Source organism: Nostoc sp., from assembly GCF_054880495.1.
Genome location: NZ_JBTYKD010000289.1, coordinates 1 through 17209, shown reverse-complemented (window position 1 = coordinate 17209; position 17209 = coordinate 1). Strand labels below are relative to the sequence as shown.

Sequence of the window (17209 nt, the reverse complement as noted above, 5' to 3'; positions counted from 1 at the left end):
AAGTCACCCTTTGGGCTGATTCGAGGCGACTTCGGAATTAGCGACCAAGGAGAAGTTAGATTTGAAGTTACCACAGGTCAGCGATTTTAATCCCATTAGTTTTTACTCTGCGTTCCTACCCTGCGGGAAGGCGTTCGCGTAGCGTCTCGTAGAGAAGCGCCTATGCGTTAACCTCCGCGTTGCTAACCTGCGGGAATAATTACCTAGAGTTTTCCAATATCCTTAACTCTTCAGCAGTAGGCTTAGGATGACTAGACTCAAAGCTACCTTTAGGGCAACGTACTTCAAGCATCAGATTATCACCAGTCTCAGCATCCAGCACTTGAGTCAACTTGGCATTTGATTTACAACGCCCACTGTCAAAGTCGATGCCGCCTACATAATCATCTGTAACTTTCCAAACCTTACGGTTGCCGTCGATATTAGGATTATCTTCTTTTGGTGGTTTAGCATCTTTCCACTTTAGGAATTTAATTTCTTTAATTTTCCGATTGCCTAAAAGCTTGGTTACGTCATCTTGCGTTTTGAGCTTCAGTTCGCTATCAAGCTTATTTGAGTTATCGCTGTATTTACTAGGTAAAGGTGGCTTTGTTTCTGGTATTTGCTGCTCATTGTTTTGCGCCAGTCTAGTCATAGCAAAACTTATTTTTGAAACGAGTGCTACAGAGCCAATAACACCCAACATCATTAGAATAGCCGGAAAAGCTTGCTTTAATTGTTTCATCATAGGCTTTGAGGTTAATTCGCGCTTATATATAATGTAAACTTTATACAATTAGCTGAAAGCGGTTTTTGAAGAAAATGTATGTTTAATTTGATTAATGACTAACCCTGTTAGAGTCGATGGGCGGTATTATCCACCGCGCCTCAAATCCTTATTTTGGCGTTGAAACTGGCTCAGGTTTGCAATTGGCGATCGCTTGTTGGAATTGCCTCACAGAGTGGTATTGGCATTTTTCGGAGATATCTATTAAGGATTGAAACGTAAAGTTTCAGCGCCTAAATATTTCCATCCTGCGAATTGCAATCCATCAAAATACCTATTAGAGATTGAAACGGTTTGTATCACACTACATTGCAATCGATCAAAATTCCTATTTTTGAATTGTTATTTGGTCAGTCTTGGGAACCATTTCGAGGGAACAGGTAAGCGATCGCAGCGTAACCCGAAACACTGACTAAACCAACCAAAAAAACAGCCAGGATAAAAGTAGACATAATGTTATACTCTATGCATTTCCAAAATCTCGACATCCATCAAAAAAATAAGATTTCGGATACTTTCAACTTAGCAATTGGGTATGACACAGCCGTGACTAGTTTATGTCAATCCCTTGTATCTCAAAGGTTTTGACTCAATTCAAGCCAAAGGCAGAAAAAACCGAAACGTACTACCAACACCCAATTCGCTTTCTACCTGAATCTGACCGCCTTGTAGTTCAATCAAGCGATGGGAAATAGTTAAGCCAATACCAGTGCCTCCCGAATGGCGATCGCGCGATTGGTCAGCTCGCCAGAAACGCTCAAACACATGGGGCAAATTTTCTGGAGCGATACCAATACCTGTATCTATAACTGCGATCCAGAGAAGAGAAGCTTCAGTCTCAACATCAATGCTAATTGCACCTTCATTAGTATAATGCACTGCATTACCTAGCAGATTAACCAACACCTGTTCTGTGCGGTCAATATCTGCCAATACAGGAGGTAGCACAGATGGACATTGTAAGAACAGAACTGGCCCATCTTCTAACAGTTGGTCAGTAAATTTCTCCACTAATGACTCTAACAACGGACGCAGATTTACCCGTTGGATATTAATTGGCAGATAACCAGCTTCCGCCTTAGACAATTCTTGTAAATCGTTCACCAACTGCTCTAAACGCCTAGTTTCTCTAGCTAAACGCCGATAAATTTCAGGAGACGCTTCAATTTCCCCATCAGCGAGTTCTTCCAAGTAACCGCGCACCACTGTTAACGGTGTTCGTAGTTCATGTGTCATGTCTCCAATCACTTCTCGCCGCCGCGCTTCTACTCCTTCTAAACTAGCTGCCATCCGGTTGAAACTAGTACTCAGCCCACTGAGTTCGGGAATGTCAGACACAGGTAGTCGTGCATCCATCTGACCAGCAGCAAATTTTTGGGTGATTTGTTCCATCTGGGTCAATCGCTGCATAATCCGGCTGGACACCCAGTAACTCAATCCTCCGGCGGCGGTGGTGCCAACTAAGACTGACCAAATAGTGCTTCGCTGCCAAGCAAGTTCAAATCCTGCAACCAATTCAGTACGGACATCAATTAAGTCGAACCCCTGATTTTCTAATCGTTCCAAATGCAAGACAAACAAGCGGGGAGAAGAGATTTTGCTGATGCTCACCAGACTAGCTACCCCCACGAGCATTACTACTAAGTGGGAGAAAAATAGGCGCGTTCTTAGCCCCATCTTCATAACATTTACGCCAGCAGAGGATCTTCAAATTTATAGCCAACCCCAACAACAGTTTTAACAAAAGTCGGATTTGCCGGATCAGGCTCAATCTTTTTTCGCAACCGAGCTACATGAGTATCCACCACTCGTTCATCGCCAAAAAAGTTATCTCCCCAAAGTTTATCAATTAGTTGAGTGCGGTTCCAAACTCGACCAGGATTGCTGACAAAGGTGGTTAGCAAGTTAAATTCTAGGGTAGTTAAATCCAAAATTTCAACTTTCTGAGAATTCAGCTGACGACTAGCAGTGCGCTGATCTACATCGACAATAAAGTGTTGGGTACGATTGACTTGATTTTGTCCCCCTTGGCGGAGACTACGCCGCAATAGTGCCCGCACCCTAGCTATCAACTCTCTGGGGCTAAAGGGTTTTACCATGTAATCATCAGCACCAGTAGATAGACCAATGACGCGATCGATTTCCTCACCCTTAGCCGTAAGCATCAAAATATAAGGATCTTTTGCACCTGCTTTCTGACGAATTCTGGCACAAACTTCTAACCCATCCAAACCAGGAATCATTAAATCTAGAATGATTAAATCAGGTGGTTGCTCCTGAAACATCTGCAAAGCATTCATCCCATCCCGGCTAGTGCGACAAGAAAATCCTTCTTTTTCTAAAGAGAGTTCGATTAAATGAGCAATTTCTGGTTCATCTTCAACTATTAAAATATCCATTTCAATTAAGACCGAGCAAAATACGCAGATTAAAGATTTGAATTTGACGACGTGCGATAACTATAGCCAAGATGAGAATCTTTTTGAATGTGTGCTTTAATACTATCGAGGTCAATGAAGCAGTCAGCAACATCAATCAAGCTTTCGCTAGTCGTCGTTTGCAGACTCACCACTTCCACTCGAACTCCCATTCTACTGACAGCGTTTACAGCATAGGCTAAATCTCCATCCCCACTGACTAAAACCGCAGTATCATAATAAGGAGCTAAAGTGATCATATCTACAGCAATTTCTACGTTCAGATTTGATTTTTTGAAATTCTCTGCTGGCAGAACAAGCTCTTTTGCTACGACACGATAACCATTACGACGCATCCACAATAGAAAACCCTGTTGTTTTTCATTGCTAATATCAACCCCAGTATAGAAGAAAGCACGTAACAGTCTTGAACCATTTGTTAAATGACAAAGCAATTTAACATAGTCAATTTCTATGCCGAGTTGTAAAGCTGTATGAAATAGGTTTAAGCCATCAATAAAAATAGCAACTCGACCACGATTGAATCTATTGAAAATCGAACTATCAGGTGCAGTATCTTGCATCTTCTTAGTATCTTTACCTTTGACAGCAGTATCGCTCAAATTTTGCCCTTGCCAATGGGGTTTAGTTTTGAGTACTTTAGTTTCCTTAAATTCATTTCTATGTTTGCTAAAATTAGTTATAATCATTGATACCTCTGATTTTAAAACTGGAAACATTTTTTGGTAAATTGTCTATAGTATAGTCTGTGCTAATTTATAACACTAGCAGGTAATGGTCTTAAGTCACGATACGCAGATAAACTTAACTGGCGCTCAATAGGGTTGAAAGTAGACAGCCAAAGGGTTTTCCGCGTTTAACGAAATATTGCCTCTGCCCACAAATATGTTAATCTTTATCCACCGAGACAGCAAAAGTTTAGATAAAGTAAATCTTTTTGTAAGGCTAGGGTCAAGAATCCGCGAACGTCATCTATCTATTTTTATTTTACACCAGGCTAAGGACGCTCAAATACTGAGAGAGTTAGAAGCACTAATCATGTAGCGATGCCTGCGGCGGGCTACGCCAACGCCCCTCAAAAGCTAACTGGTCACAAAGCATTGACAAAAATGCAAGATTCCCGACTTTTTAAACAAGCCGGGAATCTGAATCTTAACCTTTAGCTAACTTATTCTGAGATGTGTAGTAAACCTTACTACCAGTATCAGCTACAAAATGGCAGCTGATAGATGAATTCCATAATGACTTCCAAATGGGTTCCTCCGATTTGTGGAAATACTCACCCATCACTGGTTTTATTGCCTGAGTTGCCTTCAGCAAGTTGTAGTGAGGGATGTTAAGGAATATATGGTGAGCAACATGAGTACCGATATCATGATGGATATGATTGATCAAACCATAATTACGGTCAATGCTAGAAATTGCGCCTTTGAGGAAAGTCCAATCTTCTCCCCGATACCAAGGAAGCTCTGGCTCAGTGTGGTGCAGGAATGTCACCAAATCTAGCCAAATTACGAACACAATGTAAGGCGCAGCGTAATATTTCAATAACCACATCCAACCCCATTGGTAGGTGAGGAAACCGAGCAAACCTACCATGCCAATCAAAAGTACAGTACTAGTGATTATATCCCATTTTTCTGAGGGTTTGAAAAGCGAACTGCTCGGTAAAAAGTGGGAGCCTTCCTTATTAGGAGAACGCTTAAACAAGTACAGAGGATAAGCCAATAGAAAAACATAATATCTGACTATCTTTTGGGATAAAGGCATCTCCTTGTATTGTGATTCTGTCACAGGATACCAGCTTTCATCATTGTCGATATTGCCAGTATTTTTATGATGAGTTCTGTGACTAATCCGCCAACCATGATAAGGAACAAGTATTGGTGTATGAGAAAGATGTCCAATCAAATCATTGAGCCATTTATGCTTAGAAAAAGATTGGTGTCCGCAGTCATGTCCGACTACAAACAAAGCCCAAAACATCGTTCCTTGCATTAACCAGAAAATCGGGAAGAAAAGCCAAGAATCCAGGTAATAAGCTACTGCATAAAGCAGACCGATAATCAAGATATCACGAAAGAAGTAAAAAAGTGATTTTGTCAGATTCGGCTGAAAGCATTCAGCAGGAATGGCAGCTTTTAAATCCTGAAGAGTGAAAGGTAATTTAGTTGCATCCTCAGACGTTTCACAGCCAGGAGGATTGTTGAACGTGATGGTATTTGATTGCACTGGATTCTTTTGTTAGATATAAATCGGAACTTTATTTGAGAGAAGATCATCTCACCTCTATGATGCCCACGACAATAGCGCTCGCTAACATCCAAGAGGATAAAATCTGGCAATTTACCTCAAATTTTAGTCAGTGAACAATTGCCAGATTCTATTTAAACACAGCATAATAAACGCTCTCGTTGGTTCAAGAGCGTGAGTGTAATCACAGCGCTATTTATTGCTCTGTGTAATATTCCTTGAAAGTCTTATAGCCAACATCAGTTGTGTACAGTTGACACTGGTCTGTAATCTGCTTCATTAAAGACCAAGAAAACTGGGATTCATCATGCAGATAAGGCTGCCAATTTTCTTTGATGCTGCTGTAAGCTAGCCGCAAATTATAAGAAGGAATAGCAGTGGAAATATGATGAGGGACATGAACATTGATATCGTGGCAGAGGATTTCTACCCAACGCGGATAATCGCAATGGATAGTGCCAAATAGCTGTGCTAGACCTTCATTCCACTTGTTTGCTATCAAAAAAGGAACATCTGCGGAAGTATGGTGAACAATAGTAAAAGTACTCATCCAAAAATGGTAAATCATCCAGGGTACTAGCCAAAACTTGACAAATCCCCAGATCCCAGTTGTGGCGATCAGAATCGGGAAAGCGATCGCTGCAAACACAACTACTACAGCCACAGAAAGCTTGATACTCGATTGGTCTTTAGTTTTGAAGTTCCGCCAATCAAAATGCACCACAGCCCAATGTCCAATGGAACCTACCCACCAGAGGCGTTTACGCATGAACAGTTCAAAAGCAGACTGTCGGATTTGATCCCAATTTTCAAACACTTCTGGTCTGATTGGATGCCAAGCGTTGTCCTCATCCAGTTTATTGGTATGAGTATGGTGATAATTATGCTTAATGCGCCAACTATGAAAGGGGTAAATTAACGGCATCATGAAGAAATGCCCCACCAAATCGTTTACCCAACGACGTTTGGCAAAAGACCTGTGACCACAATCATGGGCAATTACAAAAAAACCTGTTAAAGCAGTGCCCGTAAAAATCCAAGCTAGGGGCAAAAGAAACCAAGGAGTGATGCTTAGGCTGTAGTAGCCCAAGGCAACTGCCAAGACACTAATTATTACTTGTGTCCAAGCTTTGCGACGGTTCTGCTGAAAACATTCCCCTGGCAGGGTTTTGACAATATCTTTGAGCCTTAGGTCGGAATTACTAGGCTCGTCACTTACTTTCTGGCTGTTAATTATTGATGTAGTCATGAACACCTGAAAAACAAAAAACTCCTCCACCAAGTCGCCAAAAAGCAACTTGCCTCAAAGATTCTTCACATTAGCGCTTCGGATTATAGCAATCTAAGCGACACAAGCGCACCCGTAAATAGACTTTTGAAAAGCCTAACTCCTGTACAGACGCGATTAATGAGCCAGCGCGTTGCGGGGGAAACCCCCGTTGTAGCGACTGGCGTCGCGTCTCTCCTAACTCCTAACTAATTTTTGTTGGGGCCAACTTCACATTAGTAGCCAGACCAACTGCTTGTAGCAATTGAACAGTCATCCAAGTTAAATCGATTTCCCACCATTCCAGCCCATGACGAGCTGAGTATTGAAAGGCATGATGGTTATTGTGCCAGCCTTCACCGAAAACTAGTACGGCTACCCACCAGCAATTAGCTGATTTATCACCAGAATCATAGCTCTGATAGCCAAATTTATGAGTAGCGCTGTTCACCAACCAAGTACAGTGGTAAACCCAGACAAGGCGAACAAAAATCCCCCAAAAAACGAACGGCCAGCCACCCAGAACCAAAAGCAACACACCCAGAGCAACTTGGATCAAAATGAAATATTTTTCTAAAAACTGATAAAATGGGTCTTCGGCAATGTCTTTGGTGAAACGAGGAATTTCAGTGTGAGCGGGACAATAGTGAAGCAGCCAATCCATGTGGCTCCACCAGAAGCCTTTATTAGAATCATGGGGATCTGCGTCAGTATCGGAGTGCAAATGATGAATGCGATGTGTTCCTATCCACTCAATTGGGCCTCCTTGACAGGAGAGTGTCCCGAAGAAAATTAGGAGATATTCTAACCACTTGGGAGTTTGAAAACTGCGGTGGGTAACAAGGCGGTGAAATCCCAGAGTCACGCCTAAACCACCAGTCACCCAGTACAGCAACAAACCCACACCAACTGCCGTCCAGCTAAAGTTACCAGGAACAAAAGCAAACAAAGCGCCGATATGCAGTCCAATGAGAAATAGGGTATTAACCCAGTTAATTTGAGGTTTTGTTGAAGTAGCAATTGTCATGCAGTCACCTAAAGAAAGAATTTTCCAGCCTAGTCTGTGGGATCTAAAAATCCGCATATCTATAATTTTTTTTGGAACGAGGAACTGATGAACAGCTTAGAACAGCTGCGGCAAGCAGAACAGGCACTATTAGAAATTTTTTCTGGAATTGACACTCAGGTTAAGCATAATCTAAAACGAGTCCTGGATGCGTTTCGTAATCACCGTGTGGGGGCACACCACTTTGCTGGTGTAAGTGGCTACGGTCATGATGATTTAGGACGAGAAACTTTAGATAAAGTTTTTGCCGAAGTTATGGATGCCGAAGCTGCGGCGGTGCGAGTGCAGTTTGTTTCGGGAACTCATGCGATCGCTTGTGCTTTGTTTGGTGTCCTCCGTCCTGGAGATGAAATGTTAGCAGTAGTTGGTTCTCCCTACGATACGCTTGAAGAAGTCATTGGTTTACGAGGTCAAGGTCAAGGCTCCCTTATCGAGTTTGGCATAAATTACCGCCAATTGGAGCTAACTCCCCAAGGAACTATAGATTGGCAAGCTTTAAGTAGTAGTGTGGCTGAAAACACGCGTTTAGTGTTAATTCAGCGTTCTTGTGGCTATTCTTGGCGTCCGAGTTTATCAATTGCTGATATTGAAAAAATCGTCCACTTAGTCAAACAACAAAACCCGAACACCGTTTGCTTTGTGGATAACTGCTACGGCGAATTTATTGAAACCAGGGAACCGACAGCCGTAGGTGCTGATTTAATCGCAGGATCATTGATTAAAAATCCTGGTGGCACTATTGTCAGCGCTGGCGGTTATGTCGCCGGTCGCGCCGACTTAGTAGAAGCGTCCGCCTGTCGCCTGACTGCTCCCGGTATCGGTAGCTATGGCGGTGCTACTTTTGACCAAAATCGCCTCCTGTTCCAAGGACTATTTCTGGCTCCGCAAATGGTCGGAGAGGCGATGAAAGGGACTTATATTACTGGTTATGTATTTGACAAACTCGGTTATCCAGTTAATCCTGCTCCCCTGGCTCCCCGTGGGGATGTAATTCAGGCAATCAAACTCGGTTCTGCCGAAAAGCTAATTGCTTTCTGTAAAGCCATACAACAGCATTCTCCCATCGGTTCCTACTTAAACCCTATTCCAGATGAAATGCCGGGGTATGAGAGCCTGGTAGTCATGGCTGGGGGAACATTTATTGAAGGGAGTACTTTGGAATTATCAGCAGATGGGCCTTTGCGTGAGCCGTATGTGGTTTATTGCCAGGGGGGGACTCATTGGACTCATGTGGCGATCGCATTGGAGGCTGCGATCGATGCGATCGGAAGTTTTGGCTAGAAATCATAGCACATATTCTGCACCGCATGAGCTTTATTGAGAAATTAATCATGTGCGATCGGATTATTTATATTGTCACAAGTGCAAGGTGATTCTTGTTTCTCCTTTGGGACTGACAAATAAAAAAACATCCCAAATTTTCTGGTGGGATGGGCGTCCGCACTACGTGCTGCTACGCGAACACCCGTCCCATATTCAGCGCGGGCTTTCCTGCCCACCCCACAAGATGAATAATACTAACGCTCTATATTCTATGCAATTGAAAGCGGCTAGAAGTTTTTAGCGTTCGCAAAATTTCAGATAACTGCAAATCAGTTTTCATGGCGTCCGTGAACTTGAGCCGGGGGACTGGTTGCTTCAACAGCCGTGAATGGTTCCAGGATTTTGTAGGTGTGGCTGGCTCCTTTGGGCACAACCCAAGAACTCCCAGGCTCTAGTAAAATCACTTGCCCTTCAATGTGCAATTGGGCACGACCATTAATTACATAACCAACTGTTTCATAGTCGCGCGAACTTGGCTCTTTGTCTTCGTTTGGTTGTTCGTCTTCCCAAAGACGCAGGGCAACATTTTTGCCAGAAGCTAGATATTTTTGACCGAGTTTACCTTTAGGGGAATTGGTAGAATCTATTTTCGTAACGCTGGTGTCGCTCATAATTAAATTAGGGTTTGAGTACAACTTTGATGCAGTTATCTTTCTTGTCCTTAAAAATTTCGTAGCCGTGGGGCGCTTGTTCTAAAGGTAACGTGTGGGTGATGATAAATGTTGGATCAATTTCACCTTTTTGAACGTGTTCTAGCAAAGGTTTTAGATACTTGTGGACGTGCGTTTGTCCCATTTTCAAGGTTAAGCCCTTGTTCATAGCAGCACCCATCGGCATTTTGTCTATAAAGCCACCGTACACACCCGGAATTGATACGTGACCACCTTTACGACAAGAAACAATTACTTGCCGTAATGCTGTTGGGCGATCTGTTTCTAGACGCACCGCTTGTTTTACTTGGTCATATAAGGCCATGAAATCTGTACCGTGGGCTTCCATTCCCACTGCATCAATGCAAGCATCAGGGCCACGACCGCCAGTCATTTCTTTGAGTGCTTCGCCAACATCCCCTTCTTCGTAGTTAAGGACTTCAGCTTTGCCCTGTTCTTTAGCCATTTGTAGACGTTCGGGAACGCGATCAATCGCAATGACACGTTCTGCACCAAGAAGAAATGCACTTTTAATCGCAAATTGTCCGACTGGGCCACAACCCCAAACGGCGACAATATCACCAGGTTGGATATTGCAGTTTTCGGCTGCCATATAGCCAGTGGGGAAAATATCTGTTAGAAATAGCACTTGCTCATCCGTCAAACCATCGGGAATTTTGAACAAGCCGACATCGGCAAATGGTACTCGTGCATACTCTGCTTGACCACCGGCATAACCGCCGAATAAATGAGAGTAGCCAAATAGACCTGATGGCGAATAGCCCATTTGCTTTTCTACTAACCAAGCGTTGGGGTTAGAGTTGTCGCACAGTGAGGATAAATCCCGATTGCAGAAAAAACAATTGCCGCAGGAGATGGTAAAAGGAACAACTACGCGCTCGCCTACTTTCACATTTTTAACTGCACTTCCCAGTTCTACAACTTCCCCCATGAATTCATGACCCAGGATGTCGCCCTTTTCCATTGAGGGGATGAAGCCGTTGTAAAGATGCAAATCAGAACCACAAATTGCCGTGGAAGTAATTTTAATAATGGCATCGCGTGGGTTGATAATTTTGGGGTCAGGAACTGTTTCTACCCGCACATCGTTTGCTCCATGCCAGCAAACTGCTTTCATAATTATTTCGTCCTTAGTTATGATTTATGGCTCTTTAATATCAAGATGAATCCAGTATTTCTCTTAAGCGGGAGACGCGATAATTATCGCGTCTCGGTAACTACTCAAATCTGGTTCGACAATGTATGACTCAGAAATTTAGACTCAAAACTTGGTAAAAGTCTAGCTTCTATGTCTCAGTTACTTCCTTGGAGCATTATGGTAATAACCCTCTTTATCTCCATTCAATGACCGAGCTTTGTCTCCTGCCTTGTTTTTTGCAGGATCAAAAAACTCTTTTGTAGCTTCAGGAGTTTCTTCATCCAAGTTTAGCTTTTCGCGGATATTATCAACAGCGCCTTTTAATTTATTCTTGGTATTGCTGATTTGGGTATCATTTCTAATTGAACCTTCGTGTGGTGTTCCTTTGTAATAAATACCCTCTGGAGTTTTAACAGTTTCAGCTTGGGCTACATTAGCGTAGCTAAAAGCTTGACCCAGTAAAAACATAAATCCTACGAGGAAAACTACAAGGATTTGGGAAATACGAATATTTCGCAGCGATGAAATTACTCGATTCATAAAAAGCCTCAATTGCATTATGTTGGGTGTACGATTCAAAAGACTGAATGATTATTCATCTTTCAGGGTTTAAGAACAACTTTGATGTAGTTATCCTTTTTTTATTGAAAAATCTGGTAGCCGTGGCTTGCTTGTTCTAAAGCCAACGACCACGAGTCATATCTTTCAACGCTTCGCCAGCATTAACTTATTCGTTGTTAATGAATTTTGGCAAACTTTTTCGCCATTTCCAGACGTTCAGGAAAGCGATCAATAACGATCGCTTTTTTAATACCCATCATCTGGCGTCATTGGGGGAATAACTACTTACTTCCCCTTGATTGACCTTCGGTAGTGGCAATTTCGCCTGCTTCCATTAGCATCTTGAAGCGGCGCAGTTCATCACCAATTTGTTGTTCTGGTTCTTTACCGAAAAGTTTAGCTACAGTAGCCCCCAATATCCCACCCGGCGGGTTATACTCCAAGACAATCTTGACTTCCGTACCGCGATCGCCTGGTGCCTTTTGGAAACGGACAAAACCAGAATTATCAACGTCTGCACCTTCTACAGAAGCCCAAGAAATAAACTCATTTTCCCGGTCTTCCAGAATTTCTGCATCCCATTCTACGCTGTTACCCAAGGGTGCATTCGCAATCCAGTGAGAACGTTTTTGGTCATACACCTTTACAGATTTGAGATGCTTCATAAATGTGGGCAAATTCTCAAAGTTGTGCCAATAACGATACAGTTCATCTGCTGGTTTATTAATCGTTACCGTCTTTTCAACTTTGATAGGTTGGTTTATACCTATTGCTGACTGCGCTTGCTCGATTGTGCTTTGTTTAGTTGCACCTTGATAGATCAAACCGCCACCAGCTAAAGCTGTCAGGACTCCCCGTAAAGAACCTTGCTTTAAACCCATCAGCACCATAGCACCGCCACCAATTAGAGATGACCAACGCTCTACTTCACTAGCTTCAGGCTGACCTGTATTTAGTTTATCCCCTGATGTTGAAGCCACTTTTTTAGTTCTCCATCAAATTAAATTAACCACACACGCACAAATAATTTCTTCTTTATATCTGTGTCTTATTCTCTACCAGACGCTACCCATAGCTCTGGTTATGTTCAAAAAATCTTTACATTGACACAGAAGCGCCTGTAGTCGGCTTAGGAGGCTGAATCTGAGTGCCTATCCGCGCCCGATATACTTTTACCAATCGTTGTTCGGATTTCAATAAATCCTGGTAAATTTCTTTAAAAATAGCAGTTGTTACCGGGTCAGTGTACATTGCACACAAATTGCCAATATCGCCGATACCAGTTTGCACATCCCCCAAAGCCGAACGTAACTGATAGATGTCATCACTTCCGGTGAAGGCAGTTTTTACCTTGGCATACTGATTGGCAATATTTGCCGCTAAAGAGGGTTTTTCGCCCAATAGATGGAGATAGTTTTCTAATTTTTGAATGTGGCGCTGTTTATTAGCAATGATTTCTTGAAAGACTGATTTTCCTTCGCTATCTGATTCCTTTTCCAAGTACTTCTCAAATGCTTCTAACGAATAACGTTCACCACTAAGGGCAGTATTTAAACCTTTGCTGAGATCACCTTTGGTTGAGCCACCCCAAGCATCGGCGAGCTTCCACCATTCGGCACTTGTGTCTTTCTCATTTGGTAATGCAGCATCTTTGCCACCATAACCCAAACGGCTTAAAATAGCGGTGGTGAAAATTGCCAAGTCTCCGGGTTCACGAGATGTAATCAAATTCCCGTCAACTACCAATGGCTCATCTAGATAATTTGCACCAGCGTTAATGATGTCCTTGGCAATAGCGCTAAAGCCAGTAATTTGTTTACCTTTGAGTAAGTCGCCTTCAATCAAAAGTTGTGGTCCGTGGCAAACCGCAGCTACCAATTTTCCTTGTTGTATAGCATCTTGTACAAAGCTTACTGTGTTAAGGTTCCGCCGCATTTGATCGGGAGCCATCCCCCCAGGAATCACTACCGCATCGAACTCGGCTGCGATCGCTTCTGTTGTAGTACCATCGGCTTGTACGCTGAGTTTGCCGTGTTTACCCTTATATTTTTCATTCATTCGGGAACCCAGGACTACTACCTCTATTCCTGCTTGTTTTAGTCCATTATAAGGAACTGTAAATTCTGCATCCTCTACTCCCTGTTCAATGAGGATGGCAACTTTTTTATTACTGGAATGATTGTTATGGTCAGTCATAAATGGTATTACCTGTTTATTTCTAGTATTTAACTAGCTACAATAGTCATCGATTAGGACAGTTAAACAGCCAGAATTTTTTGCTAAAAAATTGGATTGTTGCTCAATGATAAAAAATAGTTATGAGTAAAAAGTTGGTTAATGAATAATTTCGGTTTGATTACCCTTAACTCCTAACTAAAAACTTGAACTAGAAGTTTTTTGTTCATGATTTCTCCAATAGTATGACGCGATCGCTAGTTATGCTTCGTTCCAAGGGGATAGATTATTTTATTTCTAAAGCTATACCTCTCTAGTTAGACAAATTCTTGACAGGAAAACGTTATTGTGAAAATGCAGAGAAGGGCTAGTATCATGGCAGAAAAAAATCATCATGACGAAATTAAAACCAATGATTTGCCACAAGAGATTACCGAATCCTACGGTACTGGTGTGAAAGACTTGTCGGGATACAATATTGGTGGGCGCTCAACGGGAGCAGAAACACAGGAGTACACAGAAACTAGTCCTGAACTCACTATTGGGGATGTTGATACTTATTGGCAAGATGCAGATGCAGTTGGGGATGAAGCTGTTGGTGGTAGTACTTCCACTCCCGAGCAAAATGTAACTGAGGAGCTAGAAGCAGCCGTAGGGCTAGAAATGGCTGACTCGGAGTTTCTGCATACTAACGATATTTTAGAGGAACGTGACGGCGATCGCTGGGAGTTAGATCCAAAGTCTTCTGAAGATTATCAAGCTCGGCGAGAATAAGCTAAATAAAACCAGAAGCCGTATTCCTACTGTAATTATTCACAAATTAATCTCGCTGACTTGGACAGTGCTTATAAAAGCACTGTCACATTAAAATTAACATCTATCCACCGAAATACTTCCTGAAAATCTCTTAACCTTGTAGTATTCCAATTGCCAACTTCTTCACCTTGGCAAACATGATTTTGGTTTTTGATGTCAGGTGCTTATCTAACTGTAATCCTTTAAATGCAGGACTATATGCCAACCGATTTATATTCTGTTTCTTATTGTTCTTCTTTATGATTCTAATACATCTGTCTTCAGTAGGGTAAAATGGCAAATGTAAATTTGATAACGTTGTTAATAATACTGATAAATTGCAATTGGAGTTAATAATGACATACACGCAAACTAACGATCCAACTATTCATCAACATGTTCAAGCTTGGCAAAAGTTGGATGTAGATCAACAACTGGCTTTGTTTTGGTTCATTTACAAAGAAATCGGGGGTTCAATTACTCCAGCCGCCCCTGGTGCTAGCACTGCCTCGCCAGAAATAGCTGAAGGTTTATTTAATCAAGTTAAGGAATTATCTCACGAACAACAATTACAAGTTCAGCGTGATTTGATTAATAAAGTCGATACCCTAATTTCTCGTGAATATGGCTCTTTGGGTGATACCACCAAGCTACTGTTTTGGTATCGATTATCTCAAGGGATGGAAAATGGCACAATAATTCCTATACCTGATGATTATCAACTTTCCTCAGAATCTAAAGCATTGTTTGGCAGAATTCAAGGATTAGAATTTGAACAACAGATTACTCTTTTCCGTGATTATGTTTCGCCAATGGGTGCTGAAGCAAAAGCAGGTGCTGGAATTTAGCAATTCGGAACTTTTTAGTCTGCTATAGCAATTTAGTTAGGTTGTAGTAGAAGGATTCCCAAATTAGAATTTCTTGACTCTCCAGCAGATTTTCCCAACTAGGTGATTGGTATTAGCGTTGCGTTAGCAAGTCTTCCCTGCTATACGCAGCGTCGCCTTCAAGAGAAATTTTCTTCAAGTTTGCTATATCCGCCAGTCACTTAATATGAAGCTAAATTTTGATGACTGGTGTCTTTATTTTTTGTTGATAAGTAAACACAAAAATGTAACTAATTTACCATAATTTATTATAGTATTATCGCTGATAAATATGTCTCAGTTTTTAATACTTAAAATAGAGGCGATCGCAAACAGTCTTCAGAGTTATTTAACAAACTCTGGGGGTTGAAGTTGCTTGAGCTTCTAATAAGACGTTCGGCGAGCGCTCAGTCGAGTCGTGGCAACTTTTGTGGGGGGGTATAAATCCGTTTTAAAAAACTTAATTACGAATTACGTAGCTTGCTTCTCGCCTTCTCTACGAGACGCTACGCGAATGGCGAGTATTACAAATTATTTTAATACTTCAGTTATGATACAATACTCACTAATGTAATAGGTACATTACTAACACAAATTCCGGCAAATTTAATTAATAAAAGTTCATGGCTGATACCTAAAATGAGAGCTATTTGTTTTGCGTTAATTGTTACCAGCAGAACAGATTTACCAAAATGAAGTGATGTTCCCTGGTTCTATTTTCAAGCAAAGCAATAGTCGAACTGGCTCAAGGCAGGATTACAATTTTCACTCGATAATTTTTAGTTAATTACTTTGAGGTGTTTATGACTTCTACGAACGTCAATTTTTTAGAACAAAGTGTATCAAAATTTCAGAGTTTGGATATCGACGATCGCTTGACGGTTCTAGAGTTACTGTATAGTGAAATTGGTGATGCAATTCCAGCGATCGCTCTCAATGATGTGCCAAATCAAAAGAGTGCGACTTTAGTTGCACAAATTCAAAACCTACCACAAGCAGAACAGCTTTTAGCTTTGCGTCAGTTGCTAAACCCAGATGAAGTAGGAGAAACAGCAATTCCTACTCAAGAGTATGCTTCAATGAGCGCTGACGATAAATTGGCTTTTTGGTATCAGCTCGCCCAAAATTTAAAAACTTCAATCATCGCTGTACCAAATGATTATATACCTTCTGAAGAAGCCACAGAAGTAATAGATTTACTTCACACACCGAACATTGAAGATTTAGTGACTTTCTTCAAGCGGGTGCTGTAACAGTTTTGAATCAAGAATGAGAGGTGGGGCTATGCCTCACCTTTATTTTTACAGTAATAGGACTTACGCATTTATAGATCCCCCGACCCCCTTAAAAAGTTGGCTCTTTAAGATTCCCCGCTTTTTAAGGGAAGCCACTGCGGTCTTCTCCCAAGGGGAGACGCTAAAAGCGATAGGGTCTCCCCAAGTGGAGCAAGTGGCGTGGGCTAGGGGGGATCAAGCTTTCAAGTTTTCAGTGCGTAAGTCCTGAGTAATTTTCAGGTAAATAGACCACGCCCTATGGGTACAGAAAAAGCTCATGCGTGTCAACTTCAGCTGACATCTTCTGACTGTATGAGTTTTGCCCTCACCCCCAGCCCCTCTCCCAAAATTGGGAGAGGGGAGCAAATTCTCTAGTTCCCCTTCTCCCAACTTGGGAGAAGGGGTTAGGGAATGAGGGCAAAGCGCCTTCTCAAAGCAGATTTTTTCTTAAGTTGACACCAATGAGCATTGCTGTGCCCCTACGATAAATCTATATGTATCAGGGTTTGTGTGAATTGGTATAATATCATGTTCGCATAATCGCTTATGATAAAAGTAAAGAGTGTAATTATGAACTATGCCGAAACGGATCAGTATAGCCACACATTTAAATATT

Annotated in this window: 17 protein-coding genes; 5 read left to right on the top strand and 12 right to left on the bottom strand. The window is 41.8% G+C overall.

Going from position 1 to position 17209, the window contains the following annotated elements; translation table 11 throughout:
• Positions 1 to 199: 199 nt before the first annotated feature.
• Positions 200 to 727 (bottom strand): hypothetical protein, encoded by a 528-nt coding sequence (locus tag ACYTXL_RS25365; RefSeq protein WP_461927119.1) that lies wholly within the window; start codon positions 725 to 727, stop codon positions 200 to 202.
• A gap of 116 nt (positions 728 to 843) precedes the next feature.
• Here ACYTXL_RS25365 and ACYTXL_RS25360 point away from each other — a divergent pair, with 116 nt between their 5' ends.
• Complete coding sequence (locus tag ACYTXL_RS25360; protein WP_461927118.1) at positions 844 to 981, top strand: hypothetical protein; 138 nt, start codon at positions 844 to 846, stop codon at positions 979 to 981.
• Between the two features lie 379 nt (positions 982 to 1360).
• Here ACYTXL_RS25360 and ACYTXL_RS25355 read toward each other — a convergent pair whose 3' ends face one another.
• From ACYTXL_RS25355 to ACYTXL_RS25330, 6 genes are all read right to left on the bottom strand, one after another.
• A complete protein-coding gene (locus ACYTXL_RS25355) occupies positions 1361 to 2449 on the bottom strand; it encodes a sensor histidine kinase (protein WP_461927117.1) in 1089 nt (362 codons plus the stop codon).
• Positions 2450 to 2454: 5 nt separating this feature from the next.
• Entirely contained in the window at positions 2455 to 3165 is a 711-nt protein-coding gene (locus ACYTXL_RS25350) for a response regulator (protein WP_461927116.1), read from the bottom strand.
• A gap of 29 nt (positions 3166 to 3194) precedes the next feature.
• Complete coding sequence (locus tag ACYTXL_RS25345) at positions 3195 to 3893, bottom strand: LabA-like NYN domain-containing protein (RefSeq protein ID WP_461927115.1); 699 nt, start codon at positions 3891 to 3893, stop codon at positions 3195 to 3197.
• A gap of 463 nt (positions 3894 to 4356) precedes the next feature.
• Positions 4357 to 5436 (bottom strand): fatty acid desaturase, encoded by a 1080-nt coding sequence (locus tag ACYTXL_RS25340; RefSeq protein ID WP_461927114.1) that lies wholly within the window; start codon positions 5434 to 5436, stop codon positions 4357 to 4359.
• A gap of 217 nt (positions 5437 to 5653) precedes the next feature.
• Positions 5654 to 6706, bottom strand: a complete 1053-nt coding sequence (locus ACYTXL_RS25335) for a fatty acid desaturase (protein ID WP_461927113.1) — start codon at positions 6704 to 6706, stop codon at positions 5654 to 5656.
• Between the two features lie 223 nt (positions 6707 to 6929).
• Positions 6930 to 7751 (bottom strand): acyl-CoA desaturase, encoded by an 822-nt coding sequence (locus tag ACYTXL_RS25330; protein ID WP_461927120.1) that lies wholly within the window; start codon positions 7749 to 7751, stop codon positions 6930 to 6932.
• A gap of 87 nt (positions 7752 to 7838) precedes the next feature.
• On the opposite strand from ACYTXL_RS25330, the gene ACYTXL_RS25325 reads away from it, so the two are divergent.
• Positions 7839 to 9071, top strand: a complete 1233-nt coding sequence (locus tag ACYTXL_RS25325) for a methionine gamma-lyase family protein (protein ID WP_461927112.1) — start codon at positions 7839 to 7841, stop codon at positions 9069 to 9071.
• Between the two features lie 311 nt (positions 9072 to 9382).
• On the opposite strand, the gene ACYTXL_RS25320 is transcribed toward ACYTXL_RS25325, so the two are convergent.
• The 5 genes from ACYTXL_RS25320 to ACYTXL_RS25300 all read right to left on the bottom strand — a co-directional run bounded on the left by ACYTXL_RS25320 (position 9383) and on the right by ACYTXL_RS25300 (position 13679).
• Complete coding sequence (locus ACYTXL_RS25320) at positions 9383 to 9724, bottom strand: cupin domain-containing protein (RefSeq protein ID WP_461927111.1); 342 nt, start codon at positions 9722 to 9724, stop codon at positions 9383 to 9385.
• A gap of 7 nt (positions 9725 to 9731) precedes the next feature.
• The gene (locus ACYTXL_RS25315; RefSeq protein WP_461927110.1) at positions 9732 to 10901 is read right to left on the bottom strand and encodes a zinc-dependent alcohol dehydrogenase; all 1170 of its coding nucleotides are present in this window, start codon (positions 10899 to 10901) and stop codon (positions 9732 to 9734) included.
• A gap of 180 nt (positions 10902 to 11081) precedes the next feature.
• Positions 11082 to 11462 carry a hypothetical protein gene (locus ACYTXL_RS25310; protein WP_461927109.1) on the bottom strand — a complete coding sequence of 127 codons (381 nt, stop codon included), beginning with the start codon at positions 11460 to 11462 and terminating at the stop codon, positions 11082 to 11084.
• 302 nt (positions 11463 to 11764) lie between these two features.
• Positions 11765 to 12463: an SRPBCC family protein gene (locus tag ACYTXL_RS25305; protein ID WP_461927108.1), complete on the bottom strand. Its 699-nt coding sequence runs from the start codon at positions 12461 to 12463 to the stop codon at positions 11765 to 11767.
• 118 nt (positions 12464 to 12581) lie between these two features.
• Positions 12582 to 13679, bottom strand: coding sequence for a DJ-1/PfpI/YhbO family deglycase/protease (locus ACYTXL_RS25300; protein WP_461927107.1), 1098 nt, complete (start codon positions 13677 to 13679; stop codon positions 12582 to 12584).
• A gap of 354 nt (positions 13680 to 14033) precedes the next feature.
• On the opposite strand from ACYTXL_RS25300, the gene ACYTXL_RS25295 reads away from it, so the two are divergent.
• The 3 genes from ACYTXL_RS25295 to ACYTXL_RS25285 all read left to right on the top strand — a co-directional run bounded on the left by ACYTXL_RS25295 (position 14034) and on the right by ACYTXL_RS25285 (position 16572).
• Positions 14034 to 14432 (top strand): DUF6335 family protein, encoded by a 399-nt coding sequence (locus ACYTXL_RS25295; protein ID WP_461927106.1) that lies wholly within the window; start codon positions 14034 to 14036, stop codon positions 14430 to 14432.
• A 377-nt stretch (positions 14433 to 14809) separates the two neighbouring features.
• Positions 14810 to 15301, top strand: coding sequence for an orange carotenoid protein N-terminal domain-containing protein (locus tag ACYTXL_RS25290; protein ID WP_461927105.1), 492 nt, complete (start codon positions 14810 to 14812; stop codon positions 15299 to 15301).
• An 821-nt stretch (positions 15302 to 16122) separates the two neighbouring features.
• On the top strand, positions 16123 to 16572 hold the full coding sequence (locus ACYTXL_RS25285) for an orange carotenoid protein N-terminal domain-containing protein (RefSeq protein ID WP_461927104.1): 450 nt from the start codon (positions 16123 to 16125) through the stop codon (positions 16570 to 16572).
• Positions 16573 to 17209 lie beyond the last annotated feature (637 nt).